The organism is Paenibacillus thiaminolyticus (genome assembly GCF_007066085.1).
GTDB classification, from domain to species: Bacteria; Bacillota; Bacilli; order Paenibacillales; family Paenibacillaceae; genus Paenibacillus_B; species Paenibacillus_B thiaminolyticus.
This window is the reverse complement of record NZ_CP041405.1, coordinates 6,019,218-6,042,164: the sequence shown is the minus strand read 5'-3', so window position 1 is coordinate 6,042,164 and position 22,947 is coordinate 6,019,218. Positions and strand designations below refer to the sequence as shown.

The following is a 22,947-nucleotide window of genomic DNA, read 5'->3' as shown; positions in this document are numbered from 1 at the left end:
CTTACAGATAATTACTCGTCCGGGTTTATTCCTCCCCCTTCTTCTTGCCCTTCCCCTTCTCCTTCGCTTTGTCCTTGAATTTCTCCTTCAACTTCTTGCCCTTGCCTGGCCGAGGGGTCGTCTATGACCGGCGGTATCTGCACCGTGCCCTGCTTGGCATCGGTATAGCTCACCGTATACGTATCCAGGAATTGACCGTCCCGATACAATAGTACGACCCCATCTTTGTTCGGAGCGAGCACGAGCTCTACGTAGAAGATTTGACTTGATGTTATTTTCTGCGTACCCCATTCTTTATTCTCTCCGGTTGCGTCCGTATAGACGATGCGGATCGTGCTTGTCTTGCCGTTCTCCTCGGGAGCCACAGGCAGCGGGAACGTATAGCGAAGCGCCTCCGGCGGGTAGCCCGAGCTGACATAAATACGGACCTCCGAGCCCTTGGAGACCGGATCGTTCGGCTCGAACGGCTGCTGCTTGAATACGCGGCCGGCCGGCTGCTCGTAACTCGGCTCCTCGATAATGCCGTCCTTGGCCAGCTTCAGCCCGCTCGCTTCAATCTTGGCGATCGCTTCCTCCTTCGTCGCCCCGACGAGATTCGGCATGCCGAACGTTTCCTTGCCTTTGCTGACCAGCAGCTTCACCGAAGCATTGCGGGGATCAACCTTCTCCCCGGCAGCCGGAGTCGTGCCAACCACCGTTCCCGGCTCGGCTTCATCGTCGAAGACGGGCTCCTTCGTGATACGGGAGCTGTCGAAGCCGATTTCGATCAGCTGCTGAATGACAAGTTCCGAAGGCTTGCCGGTATAGTCATCCATCTGAATATACGGCGTCCCCTCGCTCACATACAGCCGGACGCTCGAACCTTCCTTCACTCTCGTGCCCTCCGGCTTGCTCTGTTCGAAGACGACGCCCTTCTCGAAGCCTTCCTTCGGTTCGCGCACAATCGGGTCTTCGACCTCGATTTTTAGCGCGGCCAACTTATTCAGCGCCTCCTGCTCCGTCATTTTGATGACGTTCGGCATGACGACATCCTTGACGACAAGCAGACTTTTCACATAAAAGACGACGCCAATCAGGATGCCGAGGAACAACAGAGTGGCCCCGATCCAGACTGTCGGCTTCACCCATCCCTTCTGCGCCGGCTTGGCCGGTTCCCTGCCGGCCGCCACTGCGGCGGCTGCGGGTGCGGGCGCCACTCCGGGATACGTGTCCGAAGGCTGCCGCTCCTCCCGCTCCTGAGCCCGAATGGCTGGCATGACGCGGGTTTCTTCCGGGTCCTCGTACACTTTGCGCTGGGCGAACATCACCTTCGCTTCATGCGCCCGATCCGGAGACAGGCTGGTTTCCAGATCGCGCAGCATTTCCGCTGCGGACTGGTACCGCTCAGCCGGATTTTTACGCATTGACTTCAAAATAATATTTTCCACGCTTTGCGGAATATGCGGATTGACCTTGCGCGGTTCCTCGAACGGCTCCTGCAAATGCTTGAGCGCGACACTGATCGGGCTCTCGCCCAAAAACGGCAGTCTGCCGGTCAGCATCTGGTAGAGCACGATGCCGAGAGAATACAGATCGGACTTTTCTCCCGCCGAGATTCCTTTCGCATGCTCCGGCGAAAAATAATGCACCGAGCCAACGACCGATCCCGTCTGGGTAATGGTCGATGACGTAACGGCCCGCGCGATGCCGAAGTCCGTTACTTTTACCCGGCCGTTGCGGCCGATCAGTATATTATGAGGCTTAATATCTCTATGAATAATCCGATTCTGATGGGCATGGTCGAGCGCATCGCATATTTGAGACGCGATCCGCACCGCTTCCTCAACCTGCAGCGGAGCACGCTGCTGTATAATCTCGTTCAGATTATGCCCTTCCACATACTCCATCACAATATAATGCGTGTCGTCCTCTTGGCCGACATCGTAAATGCTGACCACGTTCGGGTGGCTCAGCGAAGCGGCAGACTGGGCCTCTCGCCGAAAGCGCTGGATAAACTCCTCGTCATGCACGAACTGCTGGCGCAGCACTTTGACCGCGACATAACGGTTCAACAGATTATCCAATGCCTTATAGACGAGAGCCATTCCGCCCCCGCCGATTCGGGCGGTAATCTCATACCTTCCGGCAAGTGTTGTTCCTATCACGTACTCACTCCTCCTTCCCGGCATCAGGATGCTCCAGCAGCACGACCGTAACGTTGTCGTCTCCGCCGGCCTCCAGCGCCTGGCTAAGCAGCCGGTCTGCCCGCGCCGACAACGGGAGCGACGGGTCGATGACCGTGCTCCAGATATGGTCCTCATCCACCATGCTGGTCAAGCCGTCGCTGCACAGCAGCAGCGTATCGTCTTCGCCGTACTCCACCGGGATAATATCCACCTTTACCTGCTCATCCGTGCCGAGCGCCCGCACCAGTACGTTGCGCCGCGGATGGCGCTCCGCCTCCTCCGGGCCAATCTGGCCGCTTTTGACCAGTTCATTGACGAGCGTATGGTCCTCCGTCAGCTGAACGATCCCCCGCCGGCCGATTCGATAGGCTCGGCTGTCGCCGATATGGCCTATGTATCCGCTCGTATGCCCAGACGGAAACAGCACCGCCACAATGGTCGTTCCCATGTGGTGGTACTTCTCGTCCTGGGATGCAATATGGAATATCGTGTGATTGGCACGCAAAATCGCGTCTTCCAACGCTCCCGCCAACTGCTGGTCCTCCAGCTGCTGCGGCAGGGCCGCTAGCTCGGAGACTACAGTCTCTACCGCCAGGCGGCTCGCGATATCGCCTGCTTGATGACCGCCCATGCCGTCCGCGACGACAGCGATATCATAGCCGTTCGCCAGCTCGGACACATAGGCCCGATCTTCATTGACTGCGCGCACGCGTCCAACATCGGAACGATGCACAGCTTTCATTTATCCTCACCTCGCATTGGACTCCAAATGCTTAGCACGCAGCTGGCCGCAAGCGGCGGCAATGTCATGCCCCTGCTCCCGCCGGATGGTCGAGTTGATGCCCCGATCCAGCAGCGTGCGATGGAACTTGAAAATATCGTTGCGCGGAGTGCGGATATAATTGCGCTCCGGCACATAGTTGACCGGAATCAGATTGACGTGGGCCAGCATCTCCATCCGCTTCAGCACATCCGCCAGCTCCTCCGCATGCTCCACCTTGTCGTTCACGCCCCCGATTAGGGCGTACTCGAACGTAATTCTGCGCCCGGTCTTCACCTGATAATGCTTCAGCGCCTCCATCACCTCAATGAATGGATAGCGGCGGTTGACCGGCATCAGCTTCGAGCGCAGCGCATCGTTCGGCGCATGGATCGAGATCGCCAGATTAATCTGCGTGTTCTCATCCGTGAACCGATAGATGCTCGGCACAATGCCACTCGTCGACACAGTAATATGACGCTGCCCGATGTTCAGCCCTCTCTCATGAATCATTGTACGCAGGAAAGCCATCGTCGCGTCATAATTCTCGAACGGCTCTCCAGTCCCCATAATGACAATACTGCTGATGCGCTCGTTCGTCTCGTCGAGCATCTTCTGCGCCGTGATGACCTGAGCGACGATCTCTCCCGCCGTCAGATTGCGCTTCAGCCCGCCCAGCGTCGAGGCGCAGAACGTGCAGCCGACGCGGCAGCCGACCTGAGTCGTGACACAGATGCTGTTCCCGTAACTATGCCTCATGATCACTGTCTCGATCGCATGGTCGTCATGCAGCCCGAACAAAAATTTGACGGTGCCGTCCTCGGACTTCAAATTCGTAATCACCTTCAAGTTCACGAACTCGAAGCTCTCATCCAGCTTGCCGCGAAGTCCCTTGGACAAATTCGTCATCTCCTCGAAGCTGGTTACCCGCTTCACATAGAGCCAATTAAATATTTGCCCGGCCCGAAAAGCAGGCTCCCCTTGCTCCTTCAGCCATTGCTGGAGCTGCTCGAACGTATAGTCGTATATAAATGGTTTCATGTACTGTTCAACCTTTCGCTTCATCACTTGTCATGTAGTCGATCTATTTTACCACAAATGGCGCCTTTGCCAAAAGCCAAGTCAAATTCACATCCTCGGTCCTAGGCTCGCCGGCTCCGCAAGCGCCCCGTCCTCCCGGCCTTCGGCATGCCCCTTGCCTCCAAAGCCCCCCGAACCGTAAAGTCCCGCAGTCAGCACAACCATCAACAGCCTCATTTCGAGTATATAACCAACCTGCCCACATATATGCGCATGTCCACCCCAAAATGTCGAAAAAACTTGCCGCTCAGATGTAACTCCTGAAAATCCTTGCAGGGAATTCTCCTCCCTGCTGAGGCTTGTCCTTGGCGATACCTTTAATCGTTCTACGGATTGCTCGGATATCTGTTTAGCGGCTCTTTTGACCATTCTCCCAACTGCTCAGCTTTCTCTTCGACGGCTCTTTTGCTCGTCTCCTGCTGCTCAGGTATCTGTTCCGCGGCCCTTTTGACCATTCTCCCATCCGCTCAGTTTCTCTTCGACGGCTCATTTGCTCGTTCTCCCCACTGGTCAGGTAGCTGTTCAGCGGCCCTTTTGACCATTCTCCCAACTGCTCAGTTTCTCTTCGACGGCTCATTTGCTCGTTCTCCCCACTGGTCAGGTAGCTGTTCAGCGGCCCTTTTGACCATTCTCCCAACTGCTCAGTTTTCTGACTCGCCCCGATTCACCCATTGCCCATTTCGATTGAAGAGCAGCATACATTTAAAAAGCCCAACAGCCCGTTTCCGAGAAATTGATGAATTGATTACTAATAGTTCTCAAAATAAGTCCTGTCCTGACACTAGAACAGACTGTATAAAAACTTGCGAAAGTTCCTGACCAGATGGGAGAGTGCACAAAAGGAACCTACGCATGTCCCTTTCCTGACCGCATGGGAGAATGCATAAATGGAACCTACGCACGTCCCTTTCCTGACCGCATGGGATATTGCATAAAAGAAGCCTATGCCCGAGCTCTTTCCTGACCGCATGGGATATTGCATAAAAGAAACCTATGCGCGTGCTCTTTTCCTGACCGGATAGGAGAGTGCATAAAAGGAACCAGAGTACAACCTCTTTATCACTCATTGGGAGAATGAGCTAATGGAACGCTTGGGGGATATCGCTCGAACTTATTGAGTTGAATAGCAATGAAAGGGATTCAACACTTAAGAAGTACAATCTCCAGACACATTCGCAGAAAAGTACATGATTGTAGCTGATTGAATACCTTCTTTCTGCAACATTAACAATAGCCGCATCATCCAAACGGGACAACCGTATGGTCGATGCGGCTATATGCCTGTCCTATTGCGTTAGTTCCGTCCAGCATCCGGCTCTCCCGGCCGGTCCGTGCGCTGCAGACAGGCAATGAAGAAGCCGTCGGATCCGGCATCCTGCGGCAGCACCTGCAGCATGCCGTCTGGGCTCCTCCGCAGCGCTGCGTCCAGCGCCTCCTGCGGCAGGGCACCCGTCCACGATGCATCCAGCCCCCAGCCCGGCGTCCGTTCCAGGAAGCGGCGGACGGCGTCCCCGTTCTCCTCCGGCTCCACCGTACAAGTCGAATAGACGAGGCGGCCGCCAGGGCGCACCATCCGCGCCGCTTCCGTCAGCAGCCGCTCCTGAATCGCGGCAATCGCAGCGACATCTTCCTCGCGCTTCGCCCACTTAATGTCCGGCTTGCGGCGAATGACGCCGAAGCCGGTGCACGGCGCGTCCAGCAGCACGGCGTCGAACGATGCGGGCGGCAGGGCTTGTCCCAACTCCGCCGCATCAACATTCATTACGCGCAGCGACGTCAACCCAAGCCGGGCGGCTTGCTCCTCGATAAGCGCCACCTTGTGGGCGTGGACGTCGTTCGCCGTGACTTCGCCCATATCGTCCATTCGTTCGGCGATATGGGTCGATTTGCCGCCTGGGGCAGCGCAGCAGTCGAGGACGCGCATGCCCGGTTCCGGCCGCAGCGCCTCGACGACGAGCATCGAGCTCTCGTCCTGTACCGATAGGCGGCCGTCGCGATACCAGGCGCTGTGCGCCAGGTTGCCGGCGCCGGCGGCTGTGATGCCGTCCGGCGAGAGCGCGGACGCTTCGGCCCGGTAGCCGTCCGCGCGCATCTCGGCCAGCAGCGCCTCCCGCGTGCCGCGCAGCCGGTTCACCCGCGCGCTGCCATGGGGCGGCCGGTTGTTCGCCGCGCACATGGCGGCCGTCTCGGCTTCGCCATAGGCCGCGATCCAGCGGGCGACGAGCCACTCCGGATGCGAATGCTCCCAGGCGATGCGGCTCACGGCGCTGTCGGCCGGCGGAGCGGTCCACAGCTCCGGTTCGCGCATGATGGCGCGCAGAACGCCGTTCACGAAGCCGCCCATCGCCTGCTGCCCGCGCCGCTTCGCGATCGCCACCGCTTCGTTCACCGCCGCATGCGGCGGGACGCGGTCAAGGTAGCGGAGCTGGTATGCGGTCATCCGGAGCAGATTGCGGACCCAGGGCTTCAGCTTCGACAGGCCGCGCTGCACCTTGTGCGCCAGCACGCCGTCAATCGTGTTGAGCCGCTGAATCGTGCCATACACCAGCTCCGTCGCCAGCCCGGCGTCCGCCCGTTCCAGCTGCGCTTCCTTCAGCGCCCGGTTCAATTCCAGATTGCTGTAGGAGCCTTCCTTCTCCACCCGGACGAGCACCTCCAGCGCGACATCACGCGCTGTCAATCGTCTGCGTGGCGGTCGTCGTTCTCCTCCGTTCACGACAGCACCGTCCCTTGCTCCATTTTGCCGCCGCGAAGGAACTCAGAGGCCGGCATGGCCTTCTTGCCTGCTGGCTGCACTTCAAGCAAGGAGAGGATCCCTTGTCCGGTCTGGATGCGAAGGCCATCCGTTCCGGCCGTCAGGACGGTGCCTGGGGCAGCCGCGGCTTCTCCCGCGGCCGCAGGCTCCGGCCGGCACGCCCACACTTTGAATACTTCACCGCTCCAAGTGGTGAAGGCTCCGGAAAATGGAACGAGGCCCCGCACCTGGTTGGCGATCTGCTCCGCGGAGCGCGTCCAATCAATTCGCTCGTCCTCACGCTTCAGATTCGGCGCGTAGGTCGCCTCGTCATGAGGCTGCGGCACCGCTTCGACCCGGCCGGCAATAATGTCCGGCAGCGTTCGCCGGAGCAGATCCGCTCCGGCTTCGCTCAGCTTCGCGAACATCGTGCCCGCATTGTCGTCCGCGCCGATCGGCACTTCGACCCGGCTGATCATGTCGCCGGTATCCATGCCTTCCGCCATATACATAATGGTGACGCCCGTCACCGTCTCTCCGTTCATTATCGAACGCTGGATCGGCGCGCCGCCCCGGTATTTGGGCAGCAGCGAGCCATGTACGTTAATACAGCCGAGCCGTGGAATATCGAGCACCGCCTTCGGCAAGATCTGGCCATACGCCGCCGTCACGATCAGATCGGGCTGCAGGGCGCGGATATCGTCCACCGTATCCGAGGTGCGAAGCTTCTCTGGCTGCCACACCGTCAATCCGTGCTGCAGCGCTTCCGCCTTCACTGGCGTCGGCATCAGCACCCGCTTGCGGCCGACGGGACGATCCGGCTGCGTCACGACAGCCGCGATCTCGTACCCTTCCTGGATCAGCGTGCGGAGGGAAGCGACGGCAAACTCCGGCGTCCCCATAAATACGATCTTCGTCATTCCGCCTTCCTGCCTTCACGCGGAACTTCATACACTTTCTCCGCAATCTCGGTGAACAGAATGCCGTTCAAATGGTCAATCTCATGCTGGAAGGCGCGGGCCAGGAAATCCGACGCTTCCACCGTGAACGTATTGCCGTGGCGGTCAAGCCCCTGCACCGTAATATGCTGGTGACGGCGCACATCGCCGTTCAGCCCTGGAATGCTGAGGCAGCCCTCCGGGCCAAGTTGTTCCCCTTCCGCCTTGAGAATGACAGGGTTAATCATCTCGATCAAACCGTGCTCGTCTCCGACATCGACAACGATCACTCGCTTCAGAATCCCGATCTGAGGCGCGGCCAGGCCGACGCCCTCGGCGTGGTACATCGTGTCCGCCATATCATTCAGCAGCTTGTGAATATTCGGGGTCAGCTTCGTGACCTCCTTTGCTATCTGATGAAGAACCGGATCCGGTTCATGTACGATTATTCGCAATGCCATAGGGCACACCATCCTTTATTTGTCTTAATCAATCGTTCTGTCAAAAAGGAAGCTATGCTTCACGTTCTGAATCCAACGTTCGCTATGCAGCGGACAGGCCTATTCTAACAGTAGCCTGCAGCTCGCATTATATATGATTTCATCCTCTGCGAAAATCCGTTCAACGCCCTCTCACACCGGCTGCATGCACGTAGACAGTACCAGCGCGGCCGCTCCAACGCTCCGCCAGCTTCGTCCGCAGCCCATTCACCCGTGCCTTGCAACCGTTCACGGCCCATTCGACCGTGCTTTGCAGCCGTTCATGACCCAGTTCTTCCGGGACGATCTATGCGATTCGGCCGGCTTACATCATCATCTGCGGGTCAATATCGACACTGAACCGGACGTCCTGCTCCTTGGCAATCGAATCGAACTCGCGCATCGCTTCCGCCAGCAGACCCGACAGATTCACGTCTCCCCGGCATTTGATTATGCACTGGAAACGGTAGCGATTCTTGATACGCGGAATCGGAGAGGCAACCGGCCCGAGAATCTCCATCGCCTCGGCATGCTCATGCAGCGGAAGCAGCCAGCCTTGGCGCTCCGCCAGCTCCTTGAGCCGCTGGGCCGCGTTCTCGGCCACGCGCACGAGCAGCGGCAGCTGTTCATGCGACATGGACAGCAGCGCCAGGCGGCAGAAGGGCGGCACCATCAGATTGCGGCGGTGCCGCAGCTCTTCGGAAGCGAAGCCGCGGTAATCATGCCCCGACGCATGGATGATCGAGTAATGCTCCGGCGCATAGGTCTGCACGATGACTTCGCCCGGCAGATCATGGCGTCCCGCCCGGCCGGCAACCTGCGTCAGCAGATGGAACGTCTTCTCCGCCGCGCGGAAGTCCGGCATATGAAGCGCCGAATCGGCGGCAATGACGCCGACCAGCGTGACATACGGGAAGTCCAATCCCTTCGCCACCATCTGCGTGCCAAGCAGCACGTCGGCCTTCCGTTCGCGGAACTGCTGCAGCAGCCGCTCATGCGAGCCTTTCTCCGAGGTCGTGTCTACGTCCATCCGGATAACGCGAATGCCTGGAAAGCGGCGGGCAAGCTGTTCCTCTACCCGCTGGGTACCTGTGCCGAAATAACGGATATGCTCGCTCTCGCATGACGGGCATACTTCCGGCGCCCGCTCCGCATGGCCGCAGTAGTGGCAGCGCATATGCCCCGTCTTCATATGATAAGTCAGCGAAATATCGCATTCCGGACACTGTGCGACATAGCCGCAGCTGCGGCACATGACGAACGTCGAGTAGCCTCTGCGGTTCAACAACAGCACAGTCTGCTCCTGACGCTCCAGCCGCTGCTCCAGCGCCGCCTCCAACGGCGCGCTGAACATCGAACGGTTGCCGAGCTTCAGTTGGTCCCTCATATCGACGATCGTCACTGGAGGAAGGGGTCTGCCGCCAACCCGCGAAGGCATCGCCAGCGCGGTCAGCCTCCAAGGCGGCGCCTCCAGCCCTGCAGGCAACTGCTCGTAGCCGTTCAGACGTGAAGCGTAATACGTCTCCATCGAAGGTGTCGCCGATCCGAGGACGACGACGGCGCCTTGCCGGCGCGCCCGTTCAATCGCCACGTCGCGGGCGTGATATTTCGGCGTCTCTTCCTGCTTGTAGGATGACTCATGCTCTTCATCCATAATAATAAGGCCAACCCGGGGAAAAGGGGCAAACACCGCTGAGCGGGCTCCGATCGCTACCTGCACGCGGCCTTCACGGATTTTGCGCCACTCGTCGTAACGTTCGCCCTGGGAGAGACGGCTATGCATCACCGCCACCCGGGAGCCGAATCTCCCTTTGAAGCGCTCGACCATCTGCGGAGTAAGCGAGATCTCCGGCACGAGCACGATCGCTTCGCGTCCGGAATCGAGACAGCGTTCGATCGCTTGCAAATAGACCTCCGTCTTACCGCTCCCGGTGACCCCGTGCAGCAGGAAGGTTCGATGCTCCTGTTCGTCCACCGCGAGCGCGAGCGCTTCGAAGACCTGCTGCTGCTCCTCTGTCAGCGGCAGCGGCTTCGATGGCCGGAAGCGGCGCTGAGCGTACGGATCCCGCATCACCTCGACCTCGTCGACGGCGACATAGCCTTTTCCCTCAAGCGCCTTGACCGCGGATGCGTTCAAGCTTTTGAGCGGCAGCTCTCCGCCATATTCCTCAAGGAGCCGCAGTGTCTCCTGCTGTCTTCCGGCCCGGCTTCCCAGCCGGCCAACCGCCTCGCCGACATCATCGACCGTCAGCGTCACCCGCTTCAGCCGCTTGACACCGATGCGATCCTTAATCCGCTCCGTCTCCTGCAGCCAGCCGTGCTGGAGCGCTTCCTTAATGAGGCGCGCTGCCTGGGGAAAGGCCTGCAGCAGCTTCGGCGCCGGCAACGGCTCGTTGCGCTGCACATAAGCAAGCAGACTGCGTGTCTGCGGGTCTTCAAGCAGACGATCCGGGCGGAGGGTCAATTCATCTGTCCCGCCGTCGGCGCCTTGAAGGAACAGGCGAGCATCGTCGCCCAGCGAGAGCGCCTTCTCCCGCTTGCCCTTGATGGCTCCCGGAATCATCGCCTGCAGAGCGGCCGTCAGTGTGCATACATAGCGGTCGCTCATCCACATTCCGAGCTCGACGAGATCGGCCGGGAGCGGCGGGATAACATCCAGCAGCTGCTGAATCGGCTTCAGCCGGGACAGCGGCACATCCGTCCGGTCGGATAGTCCGATGACGAAGCCTTGCACTGTCCGCCCGCCGAACGGGACGCCGACCCGGCTGCCCGTCTCGATCCAGTCCGCCATGGATGGAGGAATCGCGTAGTCGAACGGCCGATCCGTGTCTTTGACCGATACATCGACGGTGACGCGCGCGATCGGCAAGCCGGGATGAGTCCCGACTGCCCCCGCTGACACTGCGTCCCGCATCCGATCCGCTCCGTTATGGTTCAAGCGAATGCACCTCGCCAGACAGGGAAGGCGGTTCGTCTCCCGCGGCGGACGCCTGTACGGCAATCTCCAGGAGACGGCGGGCTACCTCGCGCTTGGCCGTGAGCGGAATGCGCTCGACGAGACCATTTTTACTATATATATGCACTTCATTGCGATCGGAGCCGAAGCCCGCATCGGTGCGGGAGACATCGTTCGCCACGATATAATCGAGATTTTTGCGGGCAAGCTTGTCCAACGCATACTGCTCCAGCTGTTCGGTCTCGGCGGCGAATCCGATCAGCAGCTGATTCTTCTTCTTCTCGCCGAGCTCCTGCAAAATATCCGGATTCCGCTCCAGCTCAATAACGAGCCGCTCGCCCGTTTTTTTCAGCTTCTGGGCGGCCCGGTGCACCGGCCGGTAATCGGCAACCGCCGCCGTCTTCACGACAATATCCGCTTGCTCGTAACGCGCGACGACGGCATCCCGCATATCGAGGGCGGATTCGACGCGGATCAGCTCGACGCCCTGCGGAGGATCCGACTGGGTCTGGCCGGCGATAAGCGTCACGCAGGCTCCCATATCCCGGGCCGCTTCCGCTACCGCGAATCCCATTTTGCCGGACGAATCATTCGTAATGTACCGGACCGGATCGATGCGCTCAACCGTGCCGCCTGCCGTGACCAGCACCCGCTTGCCATGAAGCAGTCCGGACTGTGCGTTTCCTAGGCCGGCAGCGCTGGCTGGCGGCAATGCGGATTCTCTGCCGCCGCCTTCTGCGAACCACCGCTTCACATATTCCACGATATGCTCCGGCTCGGCCAGCCTTCCCTTGCCGGTATAACCGCAAGCGAGGAGCCCTTCTTCCGGCTCGATGAACCGGACGCCCCGCGACCGTAATATGTCCATATTATGCATGACGGCCGGATGGGCGTACATATGTACATTCATGGCCGGAGCGACCATGACCGGCGCCGTCGTAGCGAGCAGTGTCGTCGTCAGCATATCATCCGCCAAGCCATGCGCCATCTTGCCGATCACATTCGCCGTAGCCGGCGCCACTAGCACGAGATCCGCATGATCCGCCAGATCGATGTGAGAGACGACTGAAGCGTCCCGCTCATCGAACGTGTCCGTATACACCGGCTGGCGCGACAATGTCTGGAACGTCAACTCCGAAATAAACTGAGTCGCCGATGCCGTCATGATGACGTGCACCTCGGCCCCCTCCTGCTTCAACTTGCTGCACAGCGCTGCAGCCTTGTAAGCCGCAATGCCGCCCGTGACGCCGAGCAGTATCGATTTTCCTTGCAGCATACGCCCCCGCCTTTCCGCTCCTCTAGCGCGCAAGCGCTCCATCCCGGCGGCTGCCTTGCCTCCCGGATAGGGAGCATTCTCGTCATTTGAAAAAAATAACAACCTGACGGTTGTTATTTGCTTCCCTGCTCAATTGATGGGCGGCGGTCATTCAGCCGGTTCGGCTGTACCGCTCACCGTCTATGAACCGATTCCGCAGCCGGATCGGAGTTACACCGCGTTGCCTTGTTCGACCGTAACATAATCTCCGTAGATCTCCTCCAGCGCCACGCCGACCTGCTTGTACGATTTGGGATTCTGCAATTCGGTCCGCTCCCCGTCGCGCAATTGGCGCGCCCGGCGGGACGCAGCCACGACCAGAGAGTATTTGCTGTCGACTTTTTTCATCAATTCGTCAATGGATGGATATAGCATAGTTCCGCACTCCTTCTCCTGCTTGTCCCGAACCCCCTTGCCGCCGGGACCGCTTCTTACTCAATCTCGAATCCTGCTCTGCCGCCCGGACTCAGGAAAGCACGTCACAAGGCACACTTTATCGAAAGTGCGCCCCGCTGTCTGCCGTCTTACCGGTTAGGCCTGATTTTACAATGTTCGGCTATTATAATGCTCTCTATACGTTTGCACGCCAAGTCGATCTCATCGTTCACGACGGCATAATCGTAATTCGCCATCATGGCCATTTCCTCGACCGCCGCCGTCATGCGGTGATCGATGACCGTATCGTTCTCGGTACCGCGGCCGCGAATCCGATCCTCCAGCTCGTCCAGCGACGGAGGCAACAGGAAAATGAAGATCCCGTTCGGGAACTTCTCTTTCACCTTCAACGCGCCCTGCACCTCGATCTCCAGAATGATGTCCTGCCCTTCGTCCAGCGTCTGCTCCACGAAGTCCCGCGGGGTACCATAGTAGTTGCCCACATATTCGGCATGCTCCAGCAGCTTATCGTTCTCGATCATATCGAGAAACTCTTCCCGCGACTTGAAGAAGTAGTTCACTCCGTCAACTTCCCCGAGACGGGGGTGACGCGTTGTGGCGGACACCGAATAGATCAGGTCGGGCAGCCGCTTCAATAAAGATTTGCATACCGTGCCTTTGCCGACGCCGGAAGGGCCGGATAGCACAATCAAAAATCCTTTCTTCATGTTCATCTCCATTTTATTCGTCGTTGTCGTCATCCTTCGTTGATAAGCGATGCGCTACCGTCTCCGGCTGGACCGCGGACAAAATGACATGGTCGCTGTCCGTAATGATGACCGCGCGGGTGCGCCGCCCGTAAGTTGCGTCAATCAGCATGTGACGATCGCGCGCTTCCTGGATGATTCGCTTAATAGGAGCCGATTCCGGGCTCACGATTGAGATGATACGGTTGGCAGATACGATGTTACCAAAACCGATGTTAATCAGTTTAATGGCCATTACAGGTCCTCCCTCTACTTTCGAACGCTCCATATTTATTCCATGTTCGCGGCTTGTTCGCGAATCTTTTCCAACTCTGCCTTCATGTCTACGACATGGTTGATAATCTCCAGATGGTTCGCCTTGGAACCGATGGTGTTCACTTCCCGGTTCATCTCCTGGATGAGAAAATCGAGCTTCCTGCCGATCGGTTCCGTGCTGTCCAGCAGCTGTCTGAACTGGTTGAAATGACTCTGTAGCCGCGTCAATTCTTCATCGATGTTGGAGCGATCCGCAAACAGAGCTACCTCCATGCCGAACTTATATTCGTCCAAGGAAGACTCAGCGTCCAGCAGTTGCTCTATCCGCTGTTGCAGCTTGGCGCGATACTCAGCAACGACGAATGGAGCCCGTGTGGAAATGTCCGCATGCAGCGACTCCAGACGGTTCAGTCGTTCCTTCATATCCTGGGCGAGGTGGTTGCCTTCCATGACCCGCATCTGACATAACCCATCCATCGCCTCCGCCAGGCCGGATTCAAGCTCGCGAAGCAGCTCTTCCTCGGGCAGCGGTTGCTCCTCCTGGATGGTAAATACATCAGGCAAGCGAAGCCAGTCATTGACGGTCATCTCCCCGGAGACGCCGTATTGGTCGCGAAGCAGCCGGCCGGCCTCCATATAGGCCTTCACAGTCTGCTCATTGATGGCTACCGCCGTCTTCGCTTCCCCTTCACGCTCTCTGTTAATAAACACGTCTACCCGCCCGCGCTTGACGAATTGCTGAACGAGACGGCGCAAAGGCTCCTCGCAGCTTGTCCATTCACGCGGCATGCGCAGCATGATCTCGCAATAACGATGGTTAACGGACTTCGCTTCAATCGTAATCTTGTATCCGCCGGAACTCCGGACGGACTGGCCGTAACCGGTCATGCTGTATACCATGGGTACCACATCCATTATCCTATTTTAATTCATTACGTATGCCGATACAAGGGGGCGGTCGGGCGTTCCGCTTTTTGCCACACATGCTCCGTCAGCTCGGCGGTCATCTCATAAAACATGAACGGGGTCATGAAGTAGATACCGTTGAAATGCTTCATTGCCACATCCAGCAGTTCCTTGGCGACGGCTACGCCCTCGCGGCGCCCGCTCTCGCCCTCGAGCCCCTTCATTCGTTCCCGCACCTCGTCCGAGAGATGAATGCCCGGCACTTCATTATGAAGGTATTCCGCATTCCGCCCGCTTGCCAGCGGCATGATTCCGAGGAAGACCGGCACCTTCAAATGCTTCGTCCCTTCGGCAATCCGTTCGATCAGGGCGGCGTCATATACCGGCTGCGTCATGATATAATCCGCGCCAGCCTCAATCTTGCGCTCCAGGCGTTCGATCGCCTTGTTCAAATGCTTCACGTTCGGGTTGAACGCCGCCCCGACGACGAAGTTCGCGCGCTGCTTGAGCACCTTGCCCGAGAAGGCGAGCCCCGCATTCAGCTGCTTGATCATGCGGATAATCTCGAAGGAGGTCAGGTCATAGACCGAGCTGGAGTCCGGCAGATCGCCGAAGCGTGCCGGATCCCCGGTTACCGCAAGCACATGATCGATGCCGAGCGCGTGCAGGCCCATCATATGGGACTGCGTGCCGATCAGGTTGCGATCCCGGCAGGCGATATGGATGAGCGGCCGGATGCCGACCTTGTCGAGCGCCAAATAACCGAGCGCCAAATTGCTCATTCGGGTGACCGCAAGCGAGTTGTCCGCCAGCGTCAGCGCGTCGGCCCCTGCATCCTTCAGCGCCTGCGCGCCCAGCATGAACTTAGCGATATCCAGATCGCGGGGCGGATCCAGCTCCACGATGACGGTATGGCGTTCACGGACCGTATCGACAAGCGACGGCCCGCTTGCCGCCTTCCCCTGCCCGGACACCGGCGCTGCGTCGAGCTCCCCGATCTCAAGCGGCGGAACGGCCTGGGCCTGCGCCTCCTCCTCGGCCAGCGTCGGGAGAACCGGAATCTCCGCATCTGCCAGCGCCTGCGCTATTGCCTGAATATGCTCCGGCGTCGTGCCGCAGCAGCCTCCGATAATGCGCGCGCCCAATTCGGCGAAGCGAACGGCGCTCTCTGCCATATAGTCGGCCGTAGCCACGAAGTTGTATCTTCCGTCCACATAATCCGGCAGACCGGCGTTCGGGAAGGCAGACATCGGCAGCGCCAGCCGGCCGGTGACCTCTTCCATCGCCCGCATGAGGCCGTTCGGCCCCATGCGGCAGTTCAAGCCAACGATGTCTGCGCCTTCCTCGCGGAGCAGACGGAACGCATCCAGCAGACGAAGCCCGTCCTTCGTCCGATGCGACTCTTCGACCGCGAATTGGCAGATGATCGGAATGCGGTCGTCCAAGGCGCGCACGATCTGAACCGCCAGCTTCATTTCCTCCATGTCGTAGAACGTCTCGAACATGATTCCGTCGACGCCCTCTTCCAACAAGGCCGACAACTGCTCGGTATAGTCGCGCTTGACCTGCTCCGTCTCGATATTTTCCCGCTTGCCGGCCCGGATTGAGCCCAGCGCTCCGACCACATAGGCTTGGCCTGCAGCCGCCTCGCGCGCCAGCCGGGCCGCAGCGCGGTTAATCGCCTTCACCTGCTTCTCCATCCCATGCTTCGACAGCTTCTCACGGTTCGCCGTAAATGTATTCGTCTCCAGGAGCCGGGCGCCTGCGCTCACATATTCGCGGTGTATGTCCCGGATCCGTTCCGGCTCGCTGATGTTAAGCGATTCATAGGAAATCCCAACCGGGTAGCCCAATTGATATAAATAGGTGCCCATGGCCCCGTCACCGACAATAATTTCCCCTTGCAGCACTTGACGCAAGTCCTTCATCCCGTCTCCACCCTTCTCCCAATCTGTCTATGTCTGCGTCATCTACCCCATTTTATCAAGAAACCGCGCTTCTTGAAATAAAAGACGCTCCGACGGGAGCGTCTTCAGTGCATCGGTGTAGTTCACAGCTTATGTGCCCGGACCAGATGCCGGCACGGCGGCCGCGCAGCGTCCTCCGGTCAATTTCCTACCATCATAACGCAAAATGAATAAAAATACTATGCTTATGCCGCATGCCGCTTCGGATAAGCGGGTCTGCCGCCGGAAGGCTTCTTTTTCTGACCGCTCATCACCGAGCCGATGCCGAGCAGGAAGGTCGGAATCCCGGCCATGACGAACGTAATCGCCCACTCCCGGAAGCCGAGCGGAACCGTCTTGAATACCGGCTGAAGCGGTTCGATATACAGTACCCCGAGCAGCAGAATCAAGGAAGATATCACCGCGAGCACCAGATACTTATTTTGGAAAAGGTTACGATGGAAAATCGAACGCGAGCTCCGGCAATCGAACACGTGGATGAGCTGAGCGAGCACCAAGGTAGAGAAGGCGACTGTCTGCGCCTTCGTCAGTTGGTCGGCGCTGCCGGGATCAACCCGCAGCGTCAGCCAGAACGCGATCAGCGTACAGACGCCGATAAGAATGCCGCGGCTGATGATTTTCCAGCCGAGACGGCGCGCGAAGATGTTCTCCCTGGCGGAACGCGGCCGATGCTCCATCAGATCCTTCTCCGGCTGATCGACGCCGAGCGCCATCGCCGGCAATCCGTCGGTCACAAGATTGACCCACAGTATCTGAATCGGCACGAGCGGCAGCGGCAGCCCCATCATCATCGCCAGGAACATGACCAGGATCTCGCCTACATTGGAAGCGAGCAGGTAGCGGATGAACTTGCGGATGTTCTCGTAGATGCCGCGCCCTTCCTCGATAGCGGCGACGATCGTGGCGAAGTTGTCATCGCTGAGAATAAGCGACGAGGCCTCCTTCGACACATCCGTGCCGGCAATGCCCATCGCGATGCCGATATCCGCGGCTTTGATCGCAGGCGCGTCGTTCACACCGTCGCCGGTCATCGCGACGACATGGCCTTGGCGCTGCAATGATTTGACGATGCGCAGCTTGTGCTCCGGCGACACGCGGGCATAGACATAGACGTTGTCGACGGCTTTGTCCAGCGCGTCGTCATCCATCCCTGCCAGTTGGGCTCCGTTCACACTCATGCCGCCGCGAGGGATAATGCCGAGCTGATTCGCAATCGCTTCCGCTGTCGTCTGATGATCTCCGGTAATCATCACAGTCTTGATGCCGGCGCGGCGGCATAGGCTGATCGCTTCGCGGACTTCGCGGCGCGGCGGATCGATCATGCCCGCCAGCCCGACGAACACCAGCTGCGACTCGGCTTCCGCTTCATCGCGAATCGTCTCATGCCGCTTCAGCTCGCGGTACGCTAGGCCGAGCACGCGCAAAGCCTGCTTCGCCATCCCCTCGTTCTCCGCCAGCACCTTCTGCTTCAGCGTGCCGGTTAACGGCACCACCTTGCCTTCCCACAGCATATATTTGCAGCGATCCAGCAGCACATCCGGCGCGCCCTTGGTCAAAACATGGCGTCCCCCCTGATGCGTGACGACGACCGACATCCGCTTGCGTTCGGAATCGAACGGATACTCCTGCGTCCGTTCGTACATGCCCTGCAGCGCCCTCGGCGTCATGCCCAGCTTGGCCGCGAGGACCAGCAGCGCGCCTTCCGTCGGATCGCCTGCAATGTTCCAGACGGCCTTGACTTCTTCCGGCTCGGCCGCTTTGTCTCCCTTACGCCCCCCTTTGGCGGAGCGCAGCTCCTCCGGGTAGGTTTCCGTCAAGCTCGCATTATTGCAAAGCGCGCTAATCTGCAGGAAGCGGCGCAGCTCCTGATCATGCTTGAGCTCGATCGGCTTCCCCTTCTCGCATACCTGGCCGTTCGGCTCGAATCCTTCTCCGCTCACCTCCAGCAGGCGTCCGCCAAGCCACATCCGGGTGACCGTCATTTTGTTCTGCGTCAGCGTCCCGGTCTTGTCGGAGCAAATGACGGAGGCGCAGCCCAGCGTCTCCACCGAAGGCAGCTTGCGCACGATCGCTTTGCGCTTGATCATGCGCTGGACTCCCAGCGACAAAGCAATCGTCACGATCGCCGGCAGCCCTTCCGGTATGGCAGCGACAGCCAGGCTGACTCCGGCCAGGAACATGGCGAGGGCGTCCTGGCCGTGCATGATGCCCGCGACGACGACCATGACGGTGAGGATAAGCGCCACGATGATGAGCATCTTGCCTAGCTGCTCGAGCCGATGCTGCAGCGGCGTATCCATCGTTTCTGTATTTTCGATCAGATGAGCGATGTTGCCCATCTCGGTATCCATTCCCGTGCGAATGACGACGCCCTTCCCGGTCCCCCGCGTCACCATCGTTCCCATGAAGCCGATATTTTTTTGGTCTCCGAGGGGCAGCTCCGCTTCCGAAATCCGTTGATGATGCTTGCTGACCGGAACCGACTCCCCCGTCAGGGTCGATTCCTCGACATAGCAGCTGTTGGTCTCCACCCAACGAATATCCGCCGGAACGCGATCGCCGCTCTCCAGCAGGACGATATCGCCGGGAACGAGCCGGTTGGCGGGAATATGGGTTACGCTGCCGGAGCGTATCACTTTGGCCGTCGGGGCGGATAGCTGCTTCAAGGCGGACAGCGAGCGCTCGGCGCGGAACTCCTGAATGAATCCAAGCACGCCGTTCAGCAAAATAATCGCGATAATCGTAATCGAGTCCAAATATTCACCTAGCAGGCCAGAGACGAGAGTCGCCCCCGCCAAAATGAGCACCATGAAATCTTTAAATTGGTTCAAAAATAACGTTATCGGCGAAACGCGCCGCCCTGCCGACAGCTCGTTCGATCCGTGTTGCTCCCTTCGCGCCGCCGCATCTTCCTCAGTCAACCCTTGATCGACGTGGACCCCCAACGTTTTCAGCAAGTCTTCGGTCGTTGACTGGTGCCACTTTAATTGATCCATTGGTACGTTCCCCTTTCCTCCGTATGATGGCCCTCTTTGGCGGGACAATCCAACTCGTCCAAAGAAACGGTCTTCAGGGTAACTTTATTCGGACGAGTCAGAAAATATCCCAATGTGAATACGGAACTCTTAAGTTTTGTCCAAAAATATGGCATCATAGGGAGATAAGGCAAATGAGCGGGAGACCGACCCCGGCCCCGCAAGATAGGAGCAATCAATATGGCATTGGATGGAATCGTTACCCGCGCCCTTGCGCATGAATTGCAGCAGACCCTCGGCGCGCGCATTCATAAAATTTATCAGCCGACCGAGCAGGACATCGTACTTCATATCCGAACAGCGGGACGGAACCGCAAGCTGCTGCTGTCCGCGAACCCGACCTACCCGCGTGTGCATTTTACCGAAGAGAGCTTCACCAATCCGCCGGAGCCGCCCATGTTCTGCATGCTGATGCGCAAATATTGCGAGAGCGGCATTATCGAGCAGGTACAGCAGATTGGCAGCGAGCGGATACTGCACTTCCGCATCCGCCAACGGGACGAATTGGGGGATGAGGCGATCAAAACGATCGTCGTGGAGCTGACGGGACGCCACAGCAATATTATTTTGCTTGATGCGGCGACCGGCGCCATCGTGGACGGCATTCATCATGTGACCCCGTCCATCAGCAGCTACCGTATCGTCATGCCGGGCTTCGCCTATACAGCTCCGCCAGAGCAGCATAAGGCCGATCCGCTCGGCACGGACTCGGAGCAGTTCCTCGCATGGTGGGCGGAAGCCGCTGCAGGACACACCGCCGCGGCGCTGGACGAAGCCGGAGTGAGCCTCGGCCTCTCATCCAAGCAGGCAGCCAAGTGGCTCGTGAGCCGATTCTCCGGGATCAGCCCGCGGCTCGCGGAGGAGATGGTCTACCGCGCCGGCGCTGGCGCGGGGCGGGCGGATGCGGACGCGGATGGAATGCTCGATGGCCCGGTGCTGTGGGAATATTTCTCCCGGATGATGGAAGGGGTGCGGGGCCATCGTTACGAGCCGACGCTCGTAGAGGATGAAGCCGGCAAGTCGTATTTCTCGGCCCTGCCGCTTACGCACATCGAGGGGACACGCACCACCTATCCGACGATGAGCGCCTGCATGGAGGCCTTCTACGGCGACAAGGCCGAACGGGACATGATTAAGCAGCGCGTGGGCGACTTGTCCCGCTTCCTCCAGCAGGAGCATGACAAAAACGCGAAAAAGCTGGAGAAGCTGCAAGCTACGTTAGAGGAAGCGAAGGATGCGGATCGCTACCGGGTGATGGGCGAGCTGCTGTTCGCCTCGCTCCATATGCTTCGCAAGGGAGACGCCTCGGTCGAGCTTCCGAATTACTACGATGAGGATGGAGGCATGATCACGGTCCCGCTCGACCCGCTGCTCTCGCCATCGGACAATGCACAGCGCTATTTCAAGAAGTACAACAAGGCGAAGAACAGCATCGCCGTCGTGCAGGAGCAGATCCACGCGGCCGAGGAAGAGAACCGGTACTTCGACATGCTGCTGCACCAGCTCGCGGGAGCCAATCTGCAGGATGCGCAGGAGATTCGGGAGGAGCTTGTCCAGGAAGGCTATTTGCGCGATCGGGAACGGAAGGGCAAGCGCAAGAAAAAAGACGGGCGGCCGACGATATACTGCTACACCTCATCCGAGGGCATTCCTATCTACGTCGGCAAGAACAATTTGCAGAATGAATATGTCACCAACCGGCTGGCCCAGCCGAACGACACATGGTTCCACACGAAGGACATTCCCGGATCGCATGTCGTTATCCGAAGCGATCGATTCGGGGACGCCACCTTGGAGGAAGCGGCCCAGTTGGCGGCCTTTTTCAGCCAAGGCAAGCATTCCAGCCTCGTCCCGGTCGACTACACGCTCATCCGCCATGTCCGCAAGCCGAACGGGGCGAAGCCGGGCTTCGTCATCTACGAGCGGCAGAAGACGCTGTTCATTACGCCGGACGCGGACCGGGTCGGGCAGCTTCCGGTCACCGTCAAGACGAACGGTTGAGCAAGCACGCATAGCAAGACGCCTGGAGAACGGAACCAATCGGTTCCTTCGTTCCAGGCGTCTTGTTGGTTCCCGTTCCTGTTTCAGTTCCTGTTTCAGTTCCTGTTTCAGTCCCGGTTTCCGCTCCTGTCTCCTTTTTGTGGGCGCAACCCCTGTCCCCGTTCCTGCTCCCGTTTTCGGTAGAAGACGCTCCCCCAGGACGATGGTAACCGTCGCTCCTCAGCATGTCTGGACCATCTCCGTAGCAAATCTGGAACATGTCTGTAGCTTCTTTGGAGCATTTCCGGGACAGTTCGGGAATGGATGTCTCCGGAGCGTGTCGAGTACAGGTACGGTATTGTGTGGCTTCGGAGCGTCTCCAGTTCGGGGATGGAATGCGTGGCTTCTGAACATAGCCAGTTCAGAGATGGAATATGCGGCTTCGGAACATAGCCAGTTCAGACAAGGAATATGTGTCTTGGGAACATAGCCAGTTCAGATAAGAAATATGTGTCTTGGGAGCAGTCAGGCGAAAAGAAGCAGCGGTGAAGCTGAAATCCTGCAAAATTACATCTTTTCAAGACAGCGCAGAAGCACGGCAAACGATTCCTGCAAAACTGCATCTTTTTCCCCCTCAATCTCGCGTTTAGAGCTCTACAGGCTCAGATTCCTGCAGTTTTGCAGGATTTCCCGCCAAATCGACCGTTCCCCTTGAAAAAAACTGCACTTTTGCAGGATTGCATGCCGCGGAACGTTCACCTCAGATTGCTCAATCTCAGATTGCTCAATCTCAGATTGTTCAGCCTAGATTGTTCAGCCTAGATTGTTCAACTCAAATTGTTCAACCTCAGATTCCCCAACTCAGAAAAATCCACTCAGAACGTTCAAACGAAGAAGATTCAAACGAACAAGGTTCAACACTTTAGCGTAAACAACAAAGGTAAACACGAACGCATGGCTCTAAGGTAACCTCTAAAGTAAACTCAAACTCAAACGCAAACATAAACGTAAAACGGGAGCGGACCACTTCGACCAAGACTTGTGACGGAGAATTGGCGGAGGGGCAGGGCAAAGGCTTGATAAGGCCGTGCCGATCGGTTCATCCCGACGCGCGGATGAAGATGACGCCTTGCTCGGCTTCGCGTGTCTCGCGTGTCTAATGAGACGCTCGCCGCTGCCTTCCCCCCGCGCCCTAGCCCCGACCTACGCCCGCTCTCCAGAGGGAGAACGGACGT

At 58.6% G+C, this 22,947-nt stretch carries 15 protein-coding genes; 1 reads left to right on the top strand and 14 read right to left on the bottom strand.

Translation table 11 applies throughout. The annotated features are described in order from the left end of the window. Positions 1–11: 11 nt before the first annotated feature. The 14 genes from pknB to FLT43_RS26585 form a co-directional block, all read right to left on the bottom strand. The gene (gene pknB, locus FLT43_RS26650; RefSeq protein ID WP_087442924.1) at positions 12–2,144 is read right to left on the bottom strand and encodes a Stk1 family PASTA domain-containing Ser/Thr kinase; all 2,133 of its coding nucleotides are present in this window, start codon (positions 2,142–2,144) and stop codon (positions 12–14) included. A 4-nt stretch (positions 2,145–2,148) separates the two neighbouring features. After that, positions 2,149–2,907, bottom strand: a complete 759-nt coding sequence (locus FLT43_RS26645; protein WP_087442923.1) for a Stp1/IreP family PP2C-type Ser/Thr phosphatase — start codon at positions 2,905–2,907, stop codon at positions 2,149–2,151. Between the two features lie 6 nt (positions 2,908–2,913). Further along, positions 2,914–3,966 carry a dual-specificity RNA methyltransferase RlmN gene (rlmN, locus tag FLT43_RS26640; protein WP_218030394.1) on the bottom strand — a complete coding sequence of 351 codons (1,053 nt, stop codon included), beginning with the start codon at positions 3,964–3,966 and terminating at the stop codon, positions 2,914–2,916. A gap of 1,333 nt (positions 3,967–5,299) precedes the next feature. Then, positions 5,300–6,721 (bottom strand): 16S rRNA (cytosine(967)-C(5))-methyltransferase RsmB, encoded by a 1,422-nt coding sequence (gene rsmB, locus FLT43_RS26635; RefSeq protein WP_255321593.1) that lies wholly within the window; start codon positions 6,719–6,721, stop codon positions 5,300–5,302. Continuing rightward, complete coding sequence (gene fmt, locus FLT43_RS26630; RefSeq protein ID WP_087442920.1) at positions 6,718–7,659, bottom strand: methionyl-tRNA formyltransferase; 942 nt, start codon at positions 7,657–7,659, stop codon at positions 6,718–6,720. Before fmt ends, rsmB begins: the two co-directional genes overlap by 4 nt. After that, positions 7,656–8,138 carry a peptide deformylase gene (def, locus tag FLT43_RS26625; protein WP_087442919.1) on the bottom strand — a complete coding sequence of 161 codons (483 nt, stop codon included), beginning with the start codon at positions 8,136–8,138 and terminating at the stop codon, positions 7,656–7,658. Before def ends, fmt begins: the two co-directional genes overlap by 4 nt. Positions 8,139–8,481: 343 nt before the next feature. Further along, positions 8,482–11,070: a primosomal protein N' gene (gene priA / locus FLT43_RS26620; RefSeq protein WP_174818195.1), complete on the bottom strand. Its 2,589-nt coding sequence runs from the start codon at positions 11,068–11,070 to the stop codon at positions 8,482–8,484. Between the two features lie 13 nt (positions 11,071–11,083). Further along, positions 11,084–12,388, bottom strand: a complete 1,305-nt coding sequence (gene coaBC, locus FLT43_RS26615) for a bifunctional phosphopantothenoylcysteine decarboxylase/phosphopantothenate--cysteine ligase CoaBC (protein ID WP_087442917.1) — start codon at positions 12,386–12,388, stop codon at positions 11,084–11,086. Between the two features lie 210 nt (positions 12,389–12,598). Further along, positions 12,599–12,802, bottom strand: coding sequence for a DNA-directed RNA polymerase subunit omega (gene rpoZ, locus FLT43_RS26610; RefSeq protein WP_087442916.1), 204 nt, complete (start codon positions 12,800–12,802; stop codon positions 12,599–12,601). Between the two features lie 149 nt (positions 12,803–12,951). Then, the gene (gene gmk / locus FLT43_RS26605) at positions 12,952–13,530 is read right to left on the bottom strand and encodes a guanylate kinase (RefSeq protein WP_087443030.1); all 579 of its coding nucleotides are present in this window, start codon (positions 13,528–13,530) and stop codon (positions 12,952–12,954) included. Positions 13,531–13,543: 13 nt separating this feature from the next. After that, positions 13,544–13,804, bottom strand: coding sequence for an extracellular matrix/biofilm regulator RemA (gene remA, locus FLT43_RS26600; RefSeq protein ID WP_005548256.1), 261 nt, complete (start codon positions 13,802–13,804; stop codon positions 13,544–13,546). Between the two features lie 35 nt (positions 13,805–13,839). Continuing rightward, on the bottom strand, positions 13,840–14,724 hold the full coding sequence (locus FLT43_RS26595) for a YicC/YloC family endoribonuclease (protein ID WP_087442915.1): 885 nt from the start codon (positions 14,722–14,724) through the stop codon (positions 13,840–13,842). 32 nt (positions 14,725–14,756) lie between these two features. Beyond that, on the bottom strand, positions 14,757–16,658 hold the full coding sequence (locus FLT43_RS26590) for a bifunctional homocysteine S-methyltransferase/methylenetetrahydrofolate reductase (protein ID WP_087442914.1): 1,902 nt from the start codon (positions 16,656–16,658) through the stop codon (positions 14,757–14,759). Positions 16,659–16,882: 224 nt separating this feature from the next. After that, on the bottom strand, positions 16,883–19,693 hold the full coding sequence (locus tag FLT43_RS26585) for a calcium-translocating P-type ATPase, SERCA-type (RefSeq protein WP_087442913.1): 2,811 nt from the start codon (positions 19,691–19,693) through the stop codon (positions 16,883–16,885). Positions 19,694–19,912: 219 nt separating this feature from the next. On the opposite strand from FLT43_RS26585, the gene FLT43_RS26580 reads away from it, so the two are divergent. Beyond that, positions 19,913–21,733 carry an Rqc2 family fibronectin-binding protein gene (locus FLT43_RS26580; RefSeq protein WP_087442912.1) on the top strand — a complete coding sequence of 607 codons (1,821 nt, stop codon included), beginning with the start codon at positions 19,913–19,915 and terminating at the stop codon, positions 21,731–21,733. Positions 21,734–22,947 lie beyond the last annotated feature (1,214 nt).

Coding starts and splice junctions, on each gene's coding strand:
- FLT43_RS26645 (WP_087442923.1), bottom strand. CDS start 2,907: ATGAAAGCTGTGCATCGTTCCGATGTTGGACGCGTGCGCGCAGTCAAT.
- rlmN (WP_218030394.1), bottom strand. CDS start 3,966: ATGAAACCATTTATATACGACTATACGTTCGAGCAGCTCCAGCAATGG.
- fmt (WP_087442920.1), bottom strand. CDS start 7,659: ATGACGAAGATCGTATTTATGGGGACGCCGGAGTTTGCCGTCGCTTCC.
- def (WP_087442919.1), bottom strand. CDS start 8,138: ATGGCATTGCGAATAATCGTACATGAACCGGATCCGGTTCTTCATCAG.
- priA (WP_174818195.1), bottom strand. CDS start 11,070: ATGCGGGACGCAGTGTCAGCGGGGGCAGTCGGGACTCATCCCGGCTTG.
- coaBC (WP_087442917.1), bottom strand. CDS start 12,388: ATGCTGCAAGGAAAATCGATACTGCTCGGCGTCACGGGCGGCATTGCG.
- rpoZ (WP_087442916.1), bottom strand. CDS start 12,802: ATGCTATATCCATCCATTGACGAATTGATGAAAAAAGTCGACAGCAAA.
- gmk (WP_087443030.1), bottom strand. CDS start 13,530: ATGAAGAAAGGATTTTTGATTGTGCTATCCGGCCCTTCCGGCGTCGGC.
- remA (WP_005548256.1), bottom strand. CDS start 13,804: ATGGCCATTAAACTGATTAACATCGGTTTTGGTAACATCGTATCTGCC.
- FLT43_RS26595 (WP_087442915.1), bottom strand. CDS start 14,724: ATGGTATACAGCATGACCGGTTACGGCCAGTCCGTCCGGAGTTCCGGC.
- FLT43_RS26590 (WP_087442914.1), bottom strand. CDS start 16,658: ATGAAGGACTTGCGTCAAGTGCTGCAAGGGGAAATTATTGTCGGTGAC.
- FLT43_RS26585 (WP_087442913.1), bottom strand. CDS start 19,693: ATGGATCAATTAAAGTGGCACCAGTCAACGACCGAAGACTTGCTGAAA.
- FLT43_RS26580 (WP_087442912.1), top strand. CDS start 19,913: ATGGCATTGGATGGAATCGTTACCCGCGCCCTTGCGCATGAATTGCAG.